Origin of the sequence: Sphaerisporangium sp. NPDC049002, from assembly GCF_040649355.1 — a bacterium.
Lineage (GTDB): Bacteria > Actinomycetota > Actinomycetes > Streptosporangiales > Streptosporangiaceae > Sphaerisporangium.
Map to the genome: position 1 here is coordinate 1 of NZ_JBEZFH010000138.1, position 20,014 is coordinate 20,014.

The 20,014-nt window shown below is 68.3% G+C and carries 21 protein-coding genes and 1 pseudogene; 13 read left to right on the plus strand and 9 right to left on the minus strand.

Features of this window, described 5'->3' with window-relative positions:
- From AB0B89_RS24435 to AB0B89_RS24460, 6 genes and pseudogenes are all read left to right on the plus strand, one after another.
- A pseudogene (locus AB0B89_RS24435) lies at window positions 1-287 on the plus strand (serine/threonine-protein phosphatase); the annotation flags it as partial.
- A 30-nt stretch (window positions 288-317) separates the two neighbouring features.
- Window positions 318-1,667, plus strand: coding sequence for an FtsW/RodA/SpoVE family cell cycle protein (locus tag AB0B89_RS24440; RefSeq protein WP_358557142.1), 1,350 nt, complete (start codon window positions 318-320; stop codon window positions 1,665-1,667).
- The gene (locus AB0B89_RS24445; RefSeq protein WP_358557085.1) at window positions 1,664-3,118 is read left to right on the plus strand and encodes a penicillin-binding protein 2; all 1,455 of its coding nucleotides are present in this window, start codon (window positions 1,664-1,666) and stop codon (window positions 3,116-3,118) included. The genes AB0B89_RS24440 and AB0B89_RS24445 overlap by 4 nt, the downstream gene beginning before the upstream one ends.
- A complete protein-coding gene (locus AB0B89_RS24450) occupies window positions 3,115-4,551 on the plus strand; it encodes a serine/threonine-protein kinase (protein WP_358557088.1) in 1,437 nt (478 codons plus the stop codon). Before AB0B89_RS24445 ends, AB0B89_RS24450 begins: the two co-directional genes overlap by 4 nt.
- An 82-nt stretch (window positions 4,552-4,633) precedes the next feature.
- Entirely contained in the window at window positions 4,634-6,478 is a 1,845-nt protein-coding gene (gene pknB, locus AB0B89_RS24455) for a Stk1 family PASTA domain-containing Ser/Thr kinase (protein WP_358557090.1), read from the plus strand.
- A gap of 192 nt (window positions 6,479-6,670) precedes the next feature.
- On the plus strand, window positions 6,671-7,144 hold the full coding sequence (locus AB0B89_RS24460; protein WP_358557093.1) for a GNAT family N-acetyltransferase: 474 nt from the start codon (window positions 6,671-6,673) through the stop codon (window positions 7,142-7,144).
- Between the two features lie 72 nt (window positions 7,145-7,216).
- On the opposite strand, the gene AB0B89_RS24465 is transcribed toward AB0B89_RS24460, so the two are convergent.
- The 3 genes from AB0B89_RS24465 to AB0B89_RS24475 form a co-directional block, all read right to left on the minus strand.
- Window positions 7,217-7,789, minus strand: coding sequence for a gamma-glutamyl-gamma-aminobutyrate hydrolase family protein (locus AB0B89_RS24465; protein ID WP_358557096.1), 573 nt, complete (start codon window positions 7,787-7,789; stop codon window positions 7,217-7,219).
- On the minus strand, window positions 7,786-7,944 hold the full coding sequence (locus AB0B89_RS24470) for a hypothetical protein (RefSeq protein WP_358557099.1): 159 nt from the start codon (window positions 7,942-7,944) through the stop codon (window positions 7,786-7,788). Before AB0B89_RS24470 ends, AB0B89_RS24465 begins: the two co-directional genes overlap by 4 nt.
- Before the next feature lie 82 nt (window positions 7,945-8,026).
- Complete coding sequence (locus tag AB0B89_RS24475) at window positions 8,027-8,644, minus strand: class E sortase (protein ID WP_358557102.1); 618 nt, start codon at window positions 8,642-8,644, stop codon at window positions 8,027-8,029.
- Between the two features lie 377 nt (window positions 8,645-9,021).
- On the opposite strand from AB0B89_RS24475, the gene AB0B89_RS24480 reads away from it, so the two are divergent.
- Window positions 9,022-9,267 (plus strand): cell division protein CrgA, encoded by a 246-nt coding sequence (locus tag AB0B89_RS24480; RefSeq protein ID WP_358557105.1) that lies wholly within the window; start codon window positions 9,022-9,024, stop codon window positions 9,265-9,267.
- Between the two features lie 91 nt (window positions 9,268-9,358).
- Here the strand turns inward: AB0B89_RS24480 and AB0B89_RS24485 are convergent, their stop codons facing one another.
- The gene (locus AB0B89_RS24485; protein ID WP_358557107.1) at window positions 9,359-10,234 is read right to left on the minus strand and encodes a rhomboid family intramembrane serine protease; all 876 of its coding nucleotides are present in this window, start codon (window positions 10,232-10,234) and stop codon (window positions 9,359-9,361) included.
- 180 nt (window positions 10,235-10,414) lie between these two features.
- Window positions 10,415-10,948, minus strand: a complete 534-nt coding sequence (locus AB0B89_RS24490; RefSeq protein WP_358557110.1) for a peptidylprolyl isomerase — start codon at window positions 10,946-10,948, stop codon at window positions 10,415-10,417.
- Window positions 10,949-11,114: 166 nt separating this feature from the next.
- Here AB0B89_RS24490 and AB0B89_RS24495 point away from each other — a divergent pair, with 166 nt between their 5' ends.
- The 3 genes from AB0B89_RS24495 (at window position 11,115) to AB0B89_RS24505 (ending at window position 14,069) form a co-directional block, all read left to right on the plus strand.
- Window positions 11,115-11,594 carry a DUF5324 family protein gene (locus AB0B89_RS24495; protein WP_358557113.1) on the plus strand — a complete coding sequence of 160 codons (480 nt, stop codon included), beginning with the start codon at window positions 11,115-11,117 and terminating at the stop codon, window positions 11,592-11,594.
- Window positions 11,595-12,030: 436 nt separating this feature from the next.
- Window positions 12,031-12,636, plus strand: a complete 606-nt coding sequence (locus tag AB0B89_RS24500) for a hypothetical protein (RefSeq protein WP_358557116.1) — start codon at window positions 12,031-12,033, stop codon at window positions 12,634-12,636.
- Window positions 12,637-12,740: 104 nt separating this feature from the next.
- A complete protein-coding gene (locus AB0B89_RS24505; protein WP_358557119.1) occupies window positions 12,741-14,069 on the plus strand; it encodes an AI-2E family transporter in 1,329 nt (442 codons plus the stop codon).
- 36 nt (window positions 14,070-14,105) lie between these two features.
- On the opposite strand, the gene AB0B89_RS24510 is transcribed toward AB0B89_RS24505, so the two are convergent.
- From AB0B89_RS24510 to lpdA, 3 genes are all read right to left on the minus strand, one after another.
- On the minus strand, window positions 14,106-14,606 hold the full coding sequence (locus AB0B89_RS24510; RefSeq protein WP_358557121.1) for an RICIN domain-containing protein: 501 nt from the start codon (window positions 14,604-14,606) through the stop codon (window positions 14,106-14,108).
- Window positions 14,607-14,724: 118 nt separating this feature from the next.
- Window positions 14,725-15,225 carry an RICIN domain-containing protein gene (locus AB0B89_RS24515; RefSeq protein ID WP_358557124.1) on the minus strand — a complete coding sequence of 167 codons (501 nt, stop codon included), beginning with the start codon at window positions 15,223-15,225 and terminating at the stop codon, window positions 14,725-14,727.
- A gap of 180 nt (window positions 15,226-15,405) precedes the next feature.
- On the minus strand, window positions 15,406-16,806 hold the full coding sequence (gene lpdA / locus AB0B89_RS24520) for a dihydrolipoyl dehydrogenase (protein WP_358557127.1): 1,401 nt from the start codon (window positions 16,804-16,806) through the stop codon (window positions 15,406-15,408).
- A gap of 500 nt (window positions 16,807-17,306) precedes the next feature.
- Between lpdA and AB0B89_RS24525 the strand changes: the two genes are divergently transcribed.
- The 3 genes from AB0B89_RS24525 (at window position 17,307) to AB0B89_RS24535 (ending at window position 19,679) form a co-directional block, all read left to right on the plus strand.
- Window positions 17,307-17,687 (plus strand): hypothetical protein, encoded by a 381-nt coding sequence (locus AB0B89_RS24525; protein ID WP_358557130.1) that lies wholly within the window; start codon window positions 17,307-17,309, stop codon window positions 17,685-17,687.
- A 549-nt stretch (window positions 17,688-18,236) separates the two neighbouring features.
- Window positions 18,237-18,863 (plus strand): helix-turn-helix domain-containing protein, encoded by a 627-nt coding sequence (locus AB0B89_RS24530; RefSeq protein ID WP_358557133.1) that lies wholly within the window; start codon window positions 18,237-18,239, stop codon window positions 18,861-18,863.
- A gap of 129 nt (window positions 18,864-18,992) precedes the next feature.
- A complete protein-coding gene (locus AB0B89_RS24535; protein WP_358557136.1) occupies window positions 18,993-19,679 on the plus strand; it encodes an alpha/beta hydrolase in 687 nt (228 codons plus the stop codon).
- Between the two features lie 27 nt (window positions 19,680-19,706).
- On the opposite strand, the gene AB0B89_RS24540 is transcribed toward AB0B89_RS24535, so the two are convergent.
- The coding region (locus AB0B89_RS24540) for a hypothetical protein (protein ID WP_358557139.1) at window positions 19,707-20,014 on the minus strand (308 nt) is incomplete at its 5' end.

The following is a 20,014-nucleotide window of genomic DNA, read 5'->3' on the forward strand; positions in this document are numbered from 1 at the left end:
AGTGGACCCAAGATCAGTACTACGTCGGGGCCCAGGGTGACGAGCTAGTGTTGTTTCGCGGGGTCGACAGCACCATCGGACCGATCCAATTGAACTCCGTGGCCCAGAGCACCGGCTTGTCGGTGTCCTCGATCCCCGAACCGGAGCGCGAGCAGGTGCGACGGGGGATCCCGGTAGCCGACCTCCAGGCGGGAAAGACCAAGATCAACGATTTGAAGGCCAAATCCGGTGGTAACCAGAAGACCACCGAGCCCACGACTTCCCCCAGCCCCACGGAGTCCTCCTAAGTGAGTGCTGTCGACGTCGCGGCCGTCCCCATGACCGCCAAACGGCGAGGGGCGCAGCTTGTCATGCTCGCCTTCGCCGTCGCGATCGTCATGGTCGCCTACGCAAACGTCGGGCTGGGCAGGAACGGCCAGGTCCCCGCGGGCATGCTGACCTACGGCCTCGGCCTGGGCGGCCTGATGCTCGCCGCCTACTTCGTGCTGGCCAGGTTCGCCCCCTGGGCCGACCCCCTGGTGCTTCCGCTGGTGACGCTGGTCAACGGCCTCGGCCTGGTGATGATCTACCGCATCGAGCAGGCCACGCCGAAACTCGCCTCCGCCAGCAGCCAGCTCTTCTGGACCGCACTCGGCGTCGTCATGTTCTCCGTCACGCTCATCGTGCTGCGTGACCACCGCGCCCTCCAGCGGATGACCTACACCGCGGGCTTCGTGGGCCTCGGGCTGCTGATCCTCCCTCTGTTGCCCTTCCTGGGCAAGGAGATCAACGGCGCCCGCATCTGGGTCGGCGTCGGCGGCTTCTCGATCCAGCCGGGTGAGTTCGCCAAGCTGTCGCTGGTCGTCTTCTTCGCCGGTTACCTGGTCGCCAAGCGCGACGTGCTGGCGCTCGCCGGGCGCCGTCTGCTCCTGATCGACCTTCCCCGCGCCCGCGACCTCGGCCCCGTGCTCATCACCTGGGTGGTCAGCGTCGGCGTGCTGGTCCTGGAGAAGGACCTCGGCACCTCCCTGCTGCTGTTCGGCGCGTTCATCGCGATGCTTTACATCGCCACGCAGCGCACCTCCTGGGTACTCATCGGCGTTCTGCTCTTCATCGGCGGCGCGTTCGTCGCCGGCCAGATCTTCAGCCACGTCGGCGCTCGGTTCGACGTCTGGCTGAACCCGAGCAGCCAGGCTCTCTACGAGCGTGACTTCGGCAGCAGTTACCAGCTGATGCAGGGCCTGTTCGGCATGGGCTCGGGCGGCATCCTCGGCACCGGCCTCGGCCAGGGCCACCCCGACCTGATCCCGCTGTCCTTCTCCGACTTCATCTTCCCCGCCACGGGCGAGGAGCTCGGCCTCACCGGCCTCATGGCGCTGCTCATGGTGTACGCCCTGATCGTCGAGCGCGGCCTGCGCACGGCGGTGGCCGCGCGCGACCCGTTCAGCAAGCTCCTGGCGGGCGGCATCTCGTTCATCCTGGCGTGGCAGGTCTTCATCATCGTCGGTGGCGTGACCAACCTGATTCCCCTTACGGGCCTGGTCACGCCGTTCATGTCGCAGGGCGGCTCCGCCCTCCTGGCTAACTGGATCCTTATCGCCTTGCTGGTACGCATGTCAGACGCCGCCCGGCGCCCGCCGCCGCAAGCCATCCAGGACGAGGGACTCACGCAGGTGTTTCAACGATGAACGGCACGCTCAAGCGGGCCTCCGTGGCGTGCCTGCTCATGTTCGGCCTGCTAATGATCAATATCAACTACCTGCAGGCGGTCAAGGCCGACGAGTTGCGCTCTGACGGCCGCAACCAGCGCAGCTTCTACGCCCGCTACGAGAACGAGCGCGGCATGATCACCGCGGGTGGCGAGACGCTCGCCAAGTCCGTGGACACCGGCGCGGCGAACACGTTCCGGTTCCAGCGCAAGTACACCGACGGCCCGGTCTACGCGCCGGTCATCGGTTTCTTCGCTCCTGAGAGCGCGCAGGGCATCGAGGGCGCCGCGAACAAGTACCTCGACGGCACCCACCCCGACCTGTTCGTCCGCCGCACGGTCGACCTGATCACGAGCAAGCCGACCCGCGGCGCCGCCGTAGACCTCACCCTGGTGCCCAAGGCCCAGAAGATCGCTTACGAGGACATGCAGCGGAGCGGCAAGCGTGGCGCCGTGGTGGCGCTCGACCCGAGGACCGGGGCGATCCTCGCCATGGTCTCGCTGCCGACCTTCGACCCGAACACCATGGCGGCCCCCGACAAGGCCAAGGCCGCGAGGGCCTACAACAAGCTCGACAAGGACGACAACAAGCCACTGCTGAACCGCGCCATCTCGACCACCTACGCCCCCGGCTCGACGTTCAAGGTGGTCACCTCGGCGGCCTACCTCAGCGAGGACAGCTCGCGCACCGCCCAGACCGAGGTCGACGCGCCGAACGTCCTGCCGCTGCCGGGCACCACCATCGGCCTGCCCAACTACCACGGCGAGTCGTGCGGCGGCCGGGCGACGCTCGTCGCGGCCCTGACGATCTCGTGCAACACCGCGTTCGGCACGATGGGCCTCGAAATGGGCTACGACAAGCTCAAGGAGCAGGCGGCGAAGTTCGGGATGGGCCAGCCCATGGCGATCCCGCTCGACGTGGTCGCGAGCGACATCGGCCCCGACGAGGGCAAGGCGGCGCTGGCCCAGACCTCGATCGGCCAGCGCAGCAACCAGATCACGCCGCTGCAGATGGCCATGGTCGCCGCCGCCGTGGCCAACGAGGGCAAGGTCATGAAGCCCTACCTCGTGAACAAGATCGTGAGCCCCGACGGCGACGAGATCGACAGCGCGCGGCCCCAGGAGCTCGACGAGGCCGTCACCCCGGAGGTGGCCGACGAGCTCCGCAAGATGATGATCAGCGTGGTGCAGAACGGCACCGGCAAGGCCGCCCAGCTCCCCGGCATCACCGTGGCGGGCAAGACGGGAACCGCCGAGACCGCCAAGGGCGCGGCCTCGCACGCCTGGTTCATCGCCTTCGCGCCCGCCGAGGACCCCAAGGTCGCCGTCGCGGTGTTCGTCGAGTCCGGCAGCGCCGGAAACGACGCGACCGGAGGCGCGGTCGCCGCGCCCATCGCGCACGACGTCATGCAGGCGGTGCTCGGGCAGTGACCTCCGTCAACCGGGTGCTGAGCAACCGCTACCGGCTGACCGCTCGCATCGCGACCGGTGGCATGGGGGAGGTCTGGCGCGCGTCCGACCAGCTCCTGGGCCGTGAGGTCGCGGTCAAGCTCCTGCGCCAGCACGTGGCCGCGCAGCCGGAGTTCCGCGAGCGCTTCCGCAACGAGGCGAGGATCACCGCCGGACTGGCCGACTCCGGCATCGCCCAGGTCTTCGACTACGGCGAGCAGGACGACATCGCCTACCTGGTGATGGAGCTGGTCCCGGGCGAGCCGCTGTCGGCGATCCTGGCCCGCAACGGCACCCTGAGCCCCGAGGTCACCCTCGACGTGATCGGCCAGACCGCGCGGGCGCTGCACACCGCCCACCGGTCGGGCATCATCCACCGCGACATCAAACCGGGCAACATCCTCGTCACCGAGACCGGGGTCATCAAGGTCACCGACTTCGGCATCGCGCGGGCCCTCGAAGGCTCCCGCATGACCATGACCGGCACCGTGCTCGGCACCGCGCAGTACGTCAGCCCCGAGCAGGCGTCGGGGAGCGTGCTGACCCCGTCGACCGACATCTACTCCCTCGGCGTCGTGGCGTACGAATGCCTCACGGGGCGGCCGCCCTTCACGGCGCCCAACCAGGTGGCCATCGCCCTTCTCCACCTGAACGAGCAGGTGCCCCCGCTTCCCGACAGCGTGCCGAAGCCCGTCCGCGACCTGGTCATGGCCATGCTGGCGAAGAGCCCCGACCACCGGCCCGCCACCACGCGGGAGCTGGCCGACCGGGCGATGGTGCTGCGCGACTCGCTCTCCACCCCGAGCGCGTCCGATCTGAGCATGCTCACCGACCCGTCCGGTTTCGCCATCCGCGAATCGCTGGAGCGGTCCGGGGCGCTCGATCAGCCCGGCGACCCGTTCGAGGGTCTGTACGAGACCGCCGCCACGGCCGTCCCGCCGCGCGCGTCCACGCGCATCGGGCATCCCCCGGCCGGCCCCCGTAGTCCCCGTCCGACGGCGGCGCCGAGGCGCAGACGCAGGCGCGCGGCCATCGGATTCTTCGCCGCGGCGGGCTGCGCGGCGGCGGTCGGATTCGGTGCCCTGGCGGCGGGCGGGCTTCCTGAGCTGGGGCTCGACAGCGGCCCGTCGCAGCCCGTCAACCCGACGAGCGGCGACCCCACGCGGTTCTCGTCCCCGTCGAGGACGACGACGACCTCGCTTCGACCGAAACCGGTGAAGTCTGTCAGGCCCTCGGTGTCACGGTCGGCTACGGTAAGCACATCGGCGACACCGACTCAGCGACGGACGCCGACGCCCACTCCGTCTCCTAGTCCAACCCCTACTCCGACGCCCACACCGACCCCCACGCCGAGTGAGACGCCAATCCCCAGCTCATCCGCAAGCACCACAATCCCCCCGAACGGGGAGACGTAATGCGGCGCGGGGTCGATGATGGACACCGGCAGCCGCACCGCGGGCCGGTACCCAAGATGAACGGCAAGGGACAGTGCAGGAAATGACTCAGCCTCGGCTACTCGGTGGTCGCTACGAGCTCGACGGGGTCGTCGGGCGCGGCGGCATGGCCGAGGTGTATCGCGCCCGGGACATCCGGCTGGACCGTGTTGTCGCGATCAAGACACTGCGTTCTGATCTGGCCAGAGACCACATCTTCCAGGCCCGTTTCCGCCGTGAGGCCCAGTCCGCGGCGTCCTTGAACCACCCCTCGATCGTCGCGGTGTACGACACCGGCGAGGACATGACCGACGGCACCCCCGTGCCGTACATCGTCATGGAGTTCGTCGACGGGCGCACCCTCCGCGACCTGTTGCGCGCGGACCGGCGCCTGCTTCCCGAGCGGGCGACCGAGCTGGTCGACGGCATCTTGAGGGCCCTGGACTACAGCCACCGCGGCGGCATCGTCCACCGCGACATCAAGCCCGCCAACGTGATGATCACGCTCGCCGGCGACGTCAAGGTCATGGACTTCGGCATCGCGCGCGCGATGGCCGACTCGGCCGCCACGATGACCCAGACCGCGCAGGTCATCGGCACCGCCCAGTACCTTTCGCCCGAGCAGGCCAGGGGCGAGCGCGTCGACGCCCGCAGCGACATCTACTCCACGGGCTGTGTGCTGTACGAGCTGCTGACCGGGCAGCCGCCGTTCACCGGCGACTCCCCGGTGGCGATCGCCTACCAGCACGTGCGCGAGGACCCGATCCCGCCGTCGCAGATCGACCCCGACATCCCTCAGTGGGCCGACGCCATCGTGCTCAAGGCCATGGCCAAGGACCCCGCCCACCGCTACCAGAGCGCCGCCGAGATGCGGGCCGACATCCAGCGGGCGATGTCCGGCATGCCGGTCGACGCCCAGACGATGGCCCTGAGCCAGCAGAACTACACGGGCCAGCAGACCCGCACGCTCAACGCGCCGGGCGGCCCCGCCACCCAGCGCACCAACGCGGTCCCCGCTTATGACTACGCGCCGACCGAGACCGGTGGCCGCTACGAGCGCCGCCGCGCCAACTCGGGGAACACCGCGCTCAAGACGGCCGCGTGGATCCTGGTCCCGCTGCTCGTCATCGCCGCCTTCATCGGCATCGGGTACGCCTTCCTGAGCTCGCCCGGCGGCACGGACGTGGCCAGCCAGGTCCAGATCCCCTCCTTCAAGGGCCAGACCGCGGAGGCCGCGCAGGCCAAGCTGGAGAGCCAGGGCCTGAAGGTCAACGTGGTCGAGGAGTTCAACTCCGACGTCGACAAGGGCACCGTGATCGAGACCGACCCCGCGGCGGGCCAGGAGGTGGCGAAGGGCTCCACGGTCGATCTCAAGGTCTCCAAGGGCGTCAAGCAGGTGGCCGTGCCCGACGTGGTCGGGAGCAGCGTCGACGACGCCACGAGCACCCTCGAATCGAACGGGCTCAAGGCCCAGATCGTCAGCGTCGTCTCCGGCAAGGAGCAGGAGAAGGTCTTCCAGACCAAGCCGGCCGCCGGTGCGAAGGTCGACGAGAACAGCATCGTCAAGATCTACGTGCCCAAGCAGCAGACCGATGTCCCGGACGTCACGGGCCAGACGGTGGCGGACGCCAAGGCCACGCTGACGGGGGCCGGGTTCAAGGTCAAGACCGTCCAGCAGACCAGTCAGGACGTCCCCAAGGGCAGCGTCATCAGCCAGAGCCCCCGTGGTGGCGCCAAGCTGACGCCCGGCATGACGATCACTCTGGTCGTCTCCACCGGCCCGCCCGAGCAGACCTTCCCCACGGACGAGCCGACCACACCGACCGACCAGCCCACCGACCAGCCGTCGGACGAGCCGACCACCGACGACCCGTTCAGCGACCCACCGACGGACGACTTCGGCAACTGACGACCCGCCGCCGGACGACCCCGGCGGCCGACGACCCGCCGCGAGCGGCCACCGACGCGAAGACCTCTCACCAGGGATCTTCGCGCACGGTGGCCGCTCGTGCGATGAGCGGCCACCGTGGGGCTCCCTGCGGCCTACCGGTGCCTCCCCGGCACTCGCCGTACGCGTTCAACGACCCCTTCGGGAGGCTTCATGGCGGACTTCCGCATCTCGCACGCCCCGCTCACCGGACCCACCGCGCGCGAGCTGATCCTGGAGCTGAACGCGGAGCTCGCGGAGCTCTATCCCGAAGAGGGGGCGAACCACTTCCGGCTCGACCCCGAGGAAGTGCGGCCCGGCCGAGGCGCGTTCCTGATCGCCGACGACGGCGAGACGGGCACGCCGCTGGGCTGCGGGGCCGTACGCCTCACCGAGCCGGGTGTGGCGGAGATCAAGCGCATGTACGTCCGCTCGAACGCGCGCGGCCGCGGAATCGGCCGTGCGTTGCTGCTCGCTCTACTGGACCAGGCCGCCGCTCTCGGCGCGGCACGCGTAGTCCTGGAGACGGGCGAACGGCAGGCCGAAGCGCTCAAGCTCTACCGAGGGGCCGGGTTCGCCGAGACGGAGCGGTTCGGCGAGTACGTCGACTCTCCGCTCAGCGTGTGCATGGCCAAGACGCTGACATGAGAAGAGGGTCTCCGCCGCTCGGGGGCGACGGCGGAGACCCTCATCCGATAGTCGTCACAGAGGCCCTCGGCGTTACACGATCTGAGCCAGCCAATTCGCGAGAAGTCTGTGCCCGTGGTCCGAGAGCACCGACTCGGGGTGGAACTGCACGCCCTCGACGCGGGCGGTCCGGTGCCTGAGCCCCATGATCACCCCGGAGCCGGTGACGGCGCTGACCTCAAGGACGTCGGGCACGGTGTCCGGGACGACGGCCAGCGAGTGGTACCGCGTCATGGTGACCGGCGAGGGAAGCCCCTCGAACACCCCCTTGCCGTCATGGGCGATCTCGCTCGTACGGCCGTGCATCAACTCGGGCGCGCGGGCGACGACGCCTCCGTACGCGACGGCGATGGCCTGGTGGCCAAGGCAGACGCCGAGCAGGGGAAGATCGGACTCGGCGCAGAAGGTCACCAGGGGGACACTGATCCCGGCCGCCTCGGGCGTGCCGGGCCCGGGGCTGACGACCACCCCGTCGAATCCCTCGGCGTCCTCGACGCGCACGTGATCGCGGGGCCGGACGTCGCACTCGGCGCCCAGCTGCCTGAGATACTGCACGATCGTGTGGACGAAACTGTCATGGTTGTCCACGATGAGCAGGCGGGTCATTGTCCTACGGTCACCCTGTCGAGGGGCACGTGCGGCTCTAGCTTGGGAAACACCACGTACCAGAGTACGACCCCCGCCAGGCCCGCGAGCAACAGCACGGTGACCACCTTGACCCCGGTCCCGCCGGGGATGACCCGCCAGATCCATCCGTACATCGGCTCCCCCTCACTTCGGCCCGCGCTCGGGGCCGCTTCGGTGTGTGGCCGTCCGGCGGCTCGCGCGTACGGCAGGGCTGTGTCAGGCCGCTCGGCGGTCCTGCTTGCTCGAAAGGACGCCGAAGACGATGAGCCGTTGCCGGGCGGAGTACTCCGGATGGCAGGTCGTCAGAGTGATCATGGCTTTGGCCGGCCGGCTGCCGGGATGTCCGGGAACGGGGGCGATGACGTCCACGTCGGCCGGGTAGACGACCTTCTTGCTCGACACCCGGTAGGTGTAACGCGCTTCGGGGGCCTCGATGACGATGGCGTCGCCGCGGCGGAGCTCGTCGATGCGGTTGAAGGGGGCGGCGTAGGTGGTGCGGTGCCCGGACAGGACGAAGTTCCCGACCTCGCCCGGCAACGCCGTGCCGGGGTAGTGCCCCGGCCCCCGGCGCAGGTCCTCGGAGGTGACGCCTTCGAGGATGGCGTACTCGTAGTCGCGTCCGAGGCGGGGGATCTTGAGGAGCGCGACGGCGTCGCCCAGGTCGAGCTTGGCGAGCTTCGCGTGCTTCGGGCCGTCCAGCAGTTGCTGCTTGAGGACGCGCTGGTACCACTCGGTGTACGAGCTGGTGCCCCACAGCAGGTAGCCGCAGAACAGGAGCATGACGAGGCCGCCGGTGATGCTCAGCTCGCCGCAGGTGCGCAGCAGGGCTCTCATGGCCGTTCAGCCACCCCCATGACGCACCCGGGCCTCCTCCGGGCGGCCGGCGGGCATCCTGGGCTCGTCGAGCCTTCTCACCGAGTACATGCGTCCACAGCTGAAACATCCGGATCAGGGTCGGCGGCGCGTGTACCACGCCCTGCGCAGTGAGGGTATTCACGCCGAAAGCGCGCCGCCTGGACGACACCCGGGCCTTGACCGGGACTTTGCGCGACCGCCTTCCACGATTTCGTGCCGTGAACGAAAGCTTGTTCGGCCTGGAATCGCCGTTCGACGCCCGCGCCGACTAGGCTTACTCGGGTCTTCCTACACCAGCGACTACGCTGGCTGCCAGAGCCCGCGACACCGCGCGGGTCCCCACCAGGAGAGCTGCCGTGCCCAAGTCTCACACTCGCAAGAAGGCGGTCTACACCCCGCCGCAGAAGTCGCAGCAGGTCAAGGTGAGCCCCCGCTGGCTGGCACCGGTCATGGTCGGTTCGTGGATCGTCGGCATCCTGTGGATCGCGGTCTTCTACATCGCGCCGAACGCTCCGGGCATCGCCACCCTGAGCAACTGGAACCTTCTGGTCGGGTTCGTCTTCATCATCTTCGGCGTGGTCCTGTCCACACGCTGGCGATAACTCCTCACGCGCCGCCACGCCCAGCAGGTGGCGGACATTTTTCCACAGGTTTTATCCACAACCTGGGGAAGTAGCTCCGCCACAGGGCCGCCTAGCCGCTCAAAGGCGTAAGCAACATCACGACCAGCACGTATACGGCCAGTACCGCGAGAGCCGTGCCGAGCTGGACGGCGTTGCGGTTCTTGCTGGGCGCGTAGGCGAACAGGGCCGTCACCAGCGCGCCCGAGACCAGGCCGCCCAGGTGGCCCTGCCAGCTGATCCCCGGGATCACGAAGGTCAGCACCACGTTGATGCCGATCAGCCAGAGCACCCCGCGCACGTCGAACCCCAGGCGGCGGGCGACCACGAACATCGCCCCGAACAGGCCGTAGATCGCGCCCGAGGCTCCCACGGACGCGGAACCGGTCAGGTAGACCGCCACCGAGCCACCGAGCGCCGCCAGCAGGTACACGGCCCCGAACCGCAGCGAGCCGAGCATCCTCTCAAGCTGCGGGCCGATGACGTACAGAGCCCACATGTTGAACAGGATGTGCCAGTAGGACGGCGGCGGCGCGTGGAGGAACGCCCCGGTCAGCAGACGCCACCACTCGCCGGCGGCGACCCCGTACGCCGACATCTCGAACCGGCCGACCAGTGACGCGTTGACCACCTCGCCGAGGTAGAACAGCACGTTGATCGCCATCAGGGTCCACGTCACCACGGGCGTGGTCACGGGCCTGCCCCCGAACGGGGCCTCGGCCTGGCGGATGGTCCTGCCGCCCTCGCGCACGCACTCGACGCACTGGTGGCCGACCGAGGCCGCCCGCATGCAGTCGGGGCAGATCGACCGGTCGCAGCGCTGGCAGCGCACGTACGTCTCGCGGTCGGGATGCCGGTAGCACGTGGGGACCTCGCCCGCGTGCGGATCAGGCCGCGCCTGCCCGTGAGGCCGGTCGGACTGGTTCGGGTGATCTGGCTGAGTGGTCATCGCCTGTTCGAGGCCCCTTCGCCGGTGCGCCTATCAACAGACTGCCACCCTATTCACGCCTCCGGGTGCCCCGCGCCATGCGCGCCCCGGGGAAATCGTGGCTCCGGGCGGCCCCGGAGCTCCGGGGCCGCCTTCGGAAGCCATGGCGTGAGGACCGGCGGCTTGCCGGCCCGCGCGGCCTCAGGACTGGACGCGCTCGATGGTGACCTCCTGCAGGACGATCTCGGGGACCGGGCGATCCTGCCGGGTCTGGGCCTTGGAGATCGCGTCGACGACGTCCGCCCCCTCGATCACCTCGCCGAAGATGGTGTGCTTGCCGTTGAGGTGCGGCGTCGGGACGACCGTGATGAAGAACTGGGAGCCGTTGGTCCCCCGGCCGAAGCGCTTGCCGGCGTTGGCCATGGCGAGCAGGTAGGGCCGGTTGAACTGCAGGTCCGGGTGGATCTCGTCGTCGAAGTCGTAACCGGGGCCACCGATGCCCTGACCCAGCGGGTCGCCGCCCTGGATCATGAAGTCCTGGATGACCCGGTGGAAGATCGTGCCGTCGTACAGCTTGGCGTTGGTCTTCTCCCCGGTCTCCGGGTGGGTCCACTCCCTGCCGCCTTCGGCGAGCTCGACGAAGTTGCGCACGGTCTTGGGCGCGTGGTCAGGGAAAAGGCGGAGCTTGATGTCTCCGAGAGTGGTCCGCAGTTTCGCGATGAGATTCTCAGCCATGAGAGGACTGCCCCCTTCGATATGTCCAGTTTTTTGGGTGGATTCGTGATGTTTTGACGGCTATGGCGTATTGACCTACCACGCATCCTCCCATGCCGCGTCAGGATTGAGCCGCCTTCGAGCGGGAAGGTGAGCGTGCAGGGCCCCGAGGACAGGGGAGGTAATCGTGTCCCTGACACTGAGAAGACGCCGTGTGAAGCTGGTCATGCCCAGCACGCGGATGGGTCAGATGAAGACCCAGGCCATCCGGACGGCAGAGCAGGTCCGGCCGATGGCGAGCACCGCCCGTGAGGTCGCCGCACACCGGATCGAGGACGCTCGCGTCTGGGCCGCACCCAAGCTCGATCGTGCGGCTCACTCGGTCGAGGAGCAGATCGCGCCGAAGGTCAGCGCGTTCCTCGTCCAGGCGGCCGAGAAGATCGATCCCGCGCCGTCGGTCAAGCGAAGAGGTCGCTGGTCGACCGTCGCGTTGCTGGCCGGGTTCGCCGCGTGCGCGGTGGGCATCGTGCTCTATCGGAACAACGCCCGCCAGTGGGCCGACTCGATGAAGGACACCACGGCCGACGCCAGCAGGTGGTCCGGCGACAGGGTGGAGGACGGGAGCGAGACCGGCAGAACGGACGACACCTCGCGCAAGATGTATTGATCTAAATCGCGGAACGCGCCTCCCGAGTCCGACTCGGGGGGCGCGTTTCCGTTGTTGACGGGTGCCCAAGGCTTGTTAGAACGTGTTCCACATCACCGAACCGTGGAGCACCGATGACGCTGTCGCCGCTCGATGACTATCCGGTCCACCAAGCCCCCGAGGTGATGCGTCACGTCACCACCTCCGACCGCAACTTCTACGACCGTTACTACTTCAACTGCCACGCCGGATCCGACGAGCTCATGTTGATCATCGGCCTGGGCCAGTACCCGAACCTGGGCGTGACCGACGCGTTCGCCTGCGTCCGCCACCGCGATCTCCACCGCGTCGTCCGCGCGTCCCGCGAGCTGGGAGCCGACCGCATGGACACGCGCGTCGGCCCCTTCCGCGTCGAGGTCGTCGAAGGGCTCAGGCGCGCCGGTGGACCGGTCACATCATGGTCGGCGACGAGCGCGTCGAGGTCACCCCCGAGCGCTGGCAGGGCACCAGGGACCGATCCTGGGGCATCCGGCCCGTCGGCGAGCCCGAACCTCCCGGCATCCAGGCGCGGAACGCCGGCACCTTCTACTGGCTCTACGCCCCGATGAGGTTCGACGACCACGCCATCCTGTGCATCGTCCAGGAGGACGAGAAGGGCCGCGGGGTCCTGGAGGAGGCCGTGCGCGTCTGGCCCTCAGGCGAGGAGGAGTACCTGGGCAGGCCCGACTACCGTCCCGTGTACGCTCCCGGCACCCGGGAGGTCACCTCGGCCACGATCACCTTCTCTCCCCCGGGCGGCAAGCCGTTCGACCTGCTGTGTACGCCCTTGCTGCCCGTACACCTCATGGTGGGCACGGGGTACGGCCTTGAGCCCGGCTGGAAGCACGGCATGTACCAGGGCCCGGAGCCGGTCGTGCAGGGCGTGACCTACACCCTCCCGGAGGACGCGGCGAAGATGTGGGGGATGGTCGACGCCGTGGGCCGGTTCGAGTACGAGGGCAACGTCGGTTACGGCCTGTACGAGTACTGGGCACTCGGCCCGCATCCGTCCTTCCCCGCGTGACGCCTGAGGTCGCCGGCAGTACTCCCCTCCCAGATCAGGATTTTTCGTGACTTATCAGGACTGGAACGGCGACTAGAAGCCCTTCTGGTGGGCAGCGGGGACCCGTGTCCGAGACAGGCGGTTCCGAACGCGCGGAGATCTCCAGCGTGTTCCCCTCGTTTCCCGGCGGCGACGACCGCGCCGCCGACCCGACCGGCGACGACGACGGCGCCCACGCGACCGCCGGCAGGGGCCGCGAGAACGGTACGGCGGCGGCCGGGCTCGCCCCGAGCGACCGTCCCGCAGGGCCCCAGGTGGCCGAGCGGGAGGCGCCCGCCACCGGCACGACGCCGGACGACGATCTGCCTGCCGGGACGCGCAAGGTCGACCAGAAGGAGTACGAGCAGCCGTTCGGCCGCCCTGGACGCCCTCTGCGGAGCAACCCGTTCCTGTTCGGCCTGACCGCCGCGCTCGGCGTGCTGACCGCCTGGCTGCTGGTGCAGTCGATCGCCAGCGCCGGCTCCGCGCTCGTCCTGATCGTGGTGTCGCTGTTCCTGGCGATCGGCCTCAACCCCGCCGTCGAGGCGCTGCAGCGCCACAACCTCTCCCGCCGCCTGGCGATCACGATCGTGTTCGGGGCGGTCATCGCGTTCTTCGTGGGCTTCGGGCTGGCGATCGTGCCCCCGCTCACCGAGCAGACCACGGGGTTCTTCCAGCACCTTCCGGAGTACATGCAGCAGCTGCAGAACCACCCGCTCATCAAGTCGGTCGACGAGCGGTACCAGATCCTGGAGAAGCTTCAGCAGTACGTCAGCAGCGGCAGCCTCGCGAGCCAGATGTTCGGCGGCCTGCTCGGCGTGGCGAGCGTCGTGATCAGCGCGGTGTTCAGCGGCCTCACCATCTTGGTGCTGACGCTGTACTTCCTCGGCTCCCTGAACTCGATCAAGGAAACCGCCTACCGGCTCGTGCCGCGTTCGCGGCGCACCCGCGTGCGGCTCCTCGGGGACGAGATCATCAAGCAGATCGGCGGCTATGTCGCCGGCAACCTGATCATCTCCCTCATCGCGGGGGTCGTGACCTTCGTCTTCCTGGTCATCATGAAGGTGCCGTACGCCCTGGCGCTCGCCATCTTCGTGGCCATCACCGACCTCATCCCCATGGTGGGCGCGGTGGTCGGCGCCGTGGTGGTGTCCGGCGTGGGCTTCCTGACCTCGGTGCAGGTCGGCATCGCGTGCGTGATCTTCTTCGTCGTGTACCAGCAGATCGAGAACTACGTGATCTCGCCCCCGGTGTTCAGGTCATCGGTCGCCGTACCGCCCATCGCGACGATCGTCGGCGCGCTGCTCGGCGGGGCCCTGCTCGGCATCGTGGGCGCCCTGCTCGGCATCCCGCTGGCGGCCGCCGTCCTGCTCCTGGTCAGAGAGGTGGTCTTCCCCCGCCAGGAACGGCTGTGAGCCCGTACCGCCTCACTCCTGCCGGGGCGCTGGTGGTCAGAGCTTCCAGCGCTGGTTGCTCCAGCGGTTGCAGTCCCACAGGTGCACGCGGGTGCCGTTGCTGCCGACGCCCTTCAGGTCGGCGTCCAGGCAGCGCCCGCTGGCCAGGTTGTAGATGGTGCGGCTCTTGCGGTCGTACACCCACTGCTGGTTGGGGCGCCCGTCGCACTCCCACAGCTGGACGCGGGTGCCATTCCTATGGAGGTTCTGGCGGTCGGCGTCGAGGCAGCGGCCGTTGGACAGGCTGCGGATCATGTGGGTGGCCGGATCGTAGGTCCACGACTGGTTGGCCCAGCCGTTGCAGTCCCACAGTTGGATGCGCGTGCCGTTGGTGCCGATGCGTCCGAGGTCGGCGTCGAGGCAGCGGTCGTCGGCCCGGCTGTGGATGGGACCCGTCCCGGCGACGCCGGCCGAAGCGCCCATCGGATCCACGACGGCCGCCGCGCAGCCGGCCGCGATCGTCAGCACCCGGACCGCCATGGTGAAACTCCGTCGCATCGTGCCCGATCCCCTCTGCGCACGCCCGCAAACTACTCTGTGTAGTCGAACCTACACGGGCGGCAGGGGAGTCCAGGGGCCCGACACGACGGAGGGAACCGCACCCGGCGGCGCCGCGTCAGACCGTCCACTTCTGGTTGGCCCAGCCGTTGCACTCCCACAGCTGCACCTTCGTGCCGTTGGTGCCGATGCCGCCGAGGTCGGCGTCAAGGCAACGGCCGTTGTACATGCTGTAGATGGTGTGGCTGATCGCGTCATAGATCCACTTCTGGTTGCTCCAGCCGTTGCAGTCCCACAACTGCACCTTCGTGCCATTGCTCCCGATCGTGTTGAGGTCCGCGTCCAGGCACCGGTTGTTGTACTGGCTGTGGATCGTGTGCGTTTTCACGTCGTACGTCCACTTCTGGTTGTTCCAGCCGTTGCAGGTCCAGAGTTGGACCTTGGTGCCGTTGGGCTGGATGGTGTTCAGGTCGGCGTCCAGGCAGCGCCAGTTCGAATGACTGCGGATCGGGCCGGGGGAACCGGCCGCGGCCGACACGCCGGTTGATCCGACGACGAGCGCGGCGCATCCCGCCGCGACCGTGAACGCCTGAGTCGCCCTGGTGAAGTTCCGTCGCATCGTGCCTGGTCTCCTCTTCGCGTGACGTGCCCGACCCGAGGAGCACGTCTGACAGCTACTCTCCGTAGCTGAACTTATACGCGAAGTTAGAAGGTCGGGTGGGTTGACACGACGGCGAGCCGCTCAAGCCGTGGCTTCCGCGAGTTTCCGGAACGCGGCGGGAGGGGGAAAGACGGGGCGTCACATGTTGATCATGTGACCCGCGAGGCCGTGGATCGCCTCCTTGACCGCCTCGCCGAGCGTCGGATGCGCGTGTACGTTGCGCGCCACCTCGTTGACCGTCAGATCCCACTGCTGGGCGAGCGTCAGCTCGGGCAGCAGCTCGGTGACCTCGGGGCCGATGAGGTGGGCGCCGAGCAGCTCACCGTACGTGGCGTCGCTGAGGATCTTGACGAACCCGACGGGGTCTCCCAGACCGTGCGCCTTGGCATTCGCGGTGAACGGGAACTTCGCCACCTTCACGTCGAAGCCCTTGTCACGCGCCTGGGCCTCGGTGTAGCCGAAGCTGGCGATCTGCGGCTGGCAGTAGGTCGCCCGCGGGATCATCACGTAGTCGAGCTCCATCGTCTCCTCGTCCGCGATCGTCTCCGAGGCGATGATCCCCATGGCCTCGGCCGCGTGAGCGAGCATGAGCTTGGCGGTGACGTCCCCGATGGCGAAGATGTGCGGCACGCTGGTGCGGCACCGCCCGTCGATGTCGATGGCACCCCGCTCGGTCAGGCGCACCCCGGTCTTCTCCAGGCCGTAGCCCTCGACGCGCGGCTGGAAGCCGATGGCCTGCAGCACCTTGTCGGCTTCCAGGGTGCGCTGCTCTCCGCCCTTCGACACGGTCACGCGCACCTTGTCGCCCGACTCGTCGATGGACTCGACCCGGGTCGAGGTCAGGATCTCGATGCCGAGCTTCTTGTAGCGTCGTGCCAGCTCGGCGGAGACCTCCTCGTCCTCCAGGGGGACGACGCGGTCGAGGAACTCCACGATGGTCACCTGGACCCCGTAGTTGCGCAGCACGTACGCGAACTCGACGCCGATGGCGCCCGCGCCGGCGATGATGATGCTCTCGGGGAGCCGGTCGGTGAGGATCTGCTCCTCGTACGTCACGACGCGCTCGCTGACCGACGTGCCCGGCAGGAGCTTCGTCGTCGCGCCGGTGGCGATGACGCAGTGGTCGAACGTCACCGTCTCCGTGCCGCCGTCGACGACGGCCACCTGCAGGGTGTTGGCGTCGGTGAAGGTGCCACGGCCGTTGTACTCCGTGATGCCGTTCTTCTTCATCAGGTAGTGAACGCCCTTGACCCGGCCGTCGGCGACCTTGCGGCTGCGCTTGTACGCCTCGGCGTAGTCGAAGGTGACCTTGCCCTCCACCTGGATGCCGAACGTCTTCGCCTCCTGGGTGAACAGGTAGGCGAGCTCGGCGTTGCGCAGCAGGGCCTTGGAGGGGATGCATCCCACGTTGAGGCAGACCCCGCCCCAATAGCGTTCCTCGACGATCGCCGTGGTGAGCCCGAGTTGGGCGGCCCGAACGGCCGCGACATACCCACCGGGGCCGGCCCCGACAACCACGACGTCATAATGAGCAGTCATGCACCGGACCATATGGGGTGCGAGCGCGCGGCGCAGCACCGGGTCCTCGGGATCCCGGCAGCGCGGGACGTGGCCGCGTGCCGTCCAGTGGACGACCGGCCGCTCATTTCTCACCTGAAAGCCACCTGTAACCATCCGCAACGGACACAGGTCTGGAAACAGGCTCTATGAGGATTAAAGCCCAAGTTCGCGAAATGGATCTCGACTTGGGCTTTTCCCTTCAAAGCACCCATTCCCGGGGTGTCTGACCTGCGGAAGAGCCGCCAGGGACGGCGGTTATAGCAAGATCAAGACGAGCATGTCGGGGGAAGTCGGGAAATATCGAACCGAAGACCACAACAAGAGATTAAGCACATAGCAAAACTAGAAGTTATTCGTTTGTCAGGCGTCGGGCTAGGAAAAAAGACAAGCAGGCAGACTCACTGAGTCAACACAGCAATCACCGACAATCGCGGTGAAGCGACTATTAGTAACCCGAAGTCGTCCAAGGGGGATACGCAATGCCCGAGTTCAGGAAATTGGTGGGCACGCTCACGATCGGCGCCGCACTCGCCGGGGGCTTGGTCAGCCTGGGTGCCGTGACCACGACGAGCAGCGCGAGCGCGGCGAGCACCATGACCATGTCGCCTATGGGGGACTACAGGGACTACGACCGGGCCCGTAACCGTAACCGCAGCTGGAACCGCACCCTGGCCAGGAACTGGACGCGCAGCTGGGCCCGCAACTTCGCGCGTCACTGGAACCGCAGCCACAGCCACAGCGCCAACCGTCAGGCGCAGGCCATCAACATCAGGCTGATCTTCCCGAACCAGCTGGGTACACCGGTGACGGCCTCCGCCACCGCGACCACGCCGACGGTGACGTCGACGCCCAGGAGCTGACGACCTGAGTGCCCGTGTTCCCCGCGGTCCGCGATCCTTCCCCCGAGGACACGGTCATGCCGGGAACACGGGCCCTCGGTGCAAAAGTCCATAACTCCGGTACATGCGGTCCTAATCCGGTTTGCGGTGATAATTCATTCTTCAGGCATACGTATAGCCTTATGAACGTTAACCGCGTGCAGTTCGGCACGACGGCCGGGGCCGCCACAATCTTGCTGTTCTCCAGCCCTTGCACCGAACACGCAAGGGCTTCACTATGCCCTTATACAAGCCTTTCGTGCGACCGCACGGGCGACCCTTTTCGTACGGCTGAACGAGCCGTTCGAATGACCGCGCGGGCGGCCCGGCCGTCTGTACGGTCGCGCGGGTGAAGCGTGGCCCGGATCGGCGGTGGCACGTCCGGGCTGGGCAAGCCGACGCGTCGGGGACCTGCGCGTCCCTCCGCGCTTCGGTCGTTGGCGCGCTCGCCACGAATGCCCCCACAAGCTTTGCCGTTCCGACAAATTACCGCGTCTTGACAAGTTATTCTGTCGGTGCAATGGTTGTGGCATGTTGGATGTAGCGGTGATCGAGGATCCGGCCGCGGCCGAGGTCTCGCTGGACCCGATCAGGGCCCGGCTGCTGGCTCAGCTGGCCGAGCCCGCATCGGCCACCACCCTGGCCGCCAAGGTCGGCCTGCCGCGGCAGAAGGTGAACTACCACCTCAAGGCCCTGGAGCGTCACGGCCTGGTGGAGCTGATCGAGGAGCGCCGCAAGGGCAACGTCACCGAGCGGGTGATGCGCGCCACCGCCGCGTCGTACGTGATCTCGCCCATCGCGCTGGCCGAGGTCCAGCCCGACCCGTCTCGGTCGCCGGACCAGCTGTCGGCGCGCTGGCTGCTCGCGGTCGCGGCCCGGCTCGTACGCGACGTCGGCAGCCTCATCACCGGTGCCGCCAAGGCACGCAAGAAGATCGCGACGTTCGCGATCGACGGCGAGATCCGGTTCGCCTCCGCGGCCGACCGCGCCGCCTTCGCCGAGGAACTGGCCAACGCGGTGACCGAGCTCGTCGGGAAATATCACGATGAGACGGCCGAAGGCGGGCGCGACCACCGCGTCATCGTCGCCGTCCACCCGAGCGTCAAGCATCTGCCGGCCGAGCCCGCCGAGCCCGCCGGGCCTTCGAAGGAGACCTGAGGCACCGCCTGACCCGGCGGGCGCCGATGACCACGTATTCGCAGGCAAGACTGTCGGTGCCTCCTGTCATGCTCGCGCCATGACCCGAATTCCAGCGGATCGCCGAGCGAGCCCCCAGGTTGATCAGTGATGGCCACCTTCGTCTTGGTTCCCGGCGCCGCGAGCGGCCCCTGGTACTGGCACCTGCTGGCAACCGAGCTGCGCGAGCGCGGCCACGACGTCGTGGCCGCCGACGTGCCGTGTGACGACGACTCCGCCGGGCTGTCCGAGTACGCCGACGCGGTGGTCGACGCCATCGGCGACCGCACCGGCCTCGTGCTGGTGGCCCATTCGTTCGGCGGGTTCACCGCGCCACTCGTCTGCGACCGGATGCCGGTCGACCTCCTGGTGATGCTCCAGGCGATGGTCCCGTCACCGGGCGAGCCGCCGGGCGCCTGGTGGGCGAACACCGGCCATCAGCCCGCGAGCCCCGAACCGGCCGAGCACGAGGGCGGAGACACGGGCGGGGGCGACGACGTGATCGCCACCTACTTCCACGATGTCCCTCCAGAGCTGGCGGCCGAGGCGATCGAGAAAGGTCGCGGCCAGTCGGGCACTCCCATGGGCCGGCCTTGGCCGCTCGACAGGTGGCCCGACGTGCCCGTGAAGTTCCTGCTCTGCAGCGAGGACCGACTCTTCCCGGCCGACTTCATGCGCCGCGTCGTGCGCGAGCGCCTGGGCGTCACCCCTGACGAGATCCCCACCGGCCACCTCCCCATGCTCTCCCGCCCGAAGGAGCTGGCCGAGCGCCTGGTCGCGTACGTGAACCATCGGTAGGAGATGCTCCGAGGCCCTGCTAAGGAGTCAGCGGGCGAGCGCCGGTGCGGGCAAGTCGCGAATATCCAGCGTGTCGAGAGCGAGCAGGGCGGCGGCGAGCTCGCGGCGTTGCTCGGGGGTGAGGCGGGCCGAGAGCGTGCCGCGCGGGATGAGGATGACGTCGCCGCCGAGGCACGGAAGGAGGTCGAGCGGGAGGGACATGACCGTCATACTGCCAGGCCGAACCGACAATCCGGGGAGCGCCGCGTTCCCTCGCCTGGACCACGGGTTGCCCCGGCTCTCGTCGTGGACGTGGCGCAGGATCGACTCGCTAGGGGTACGGCCGAGCAGGCTGG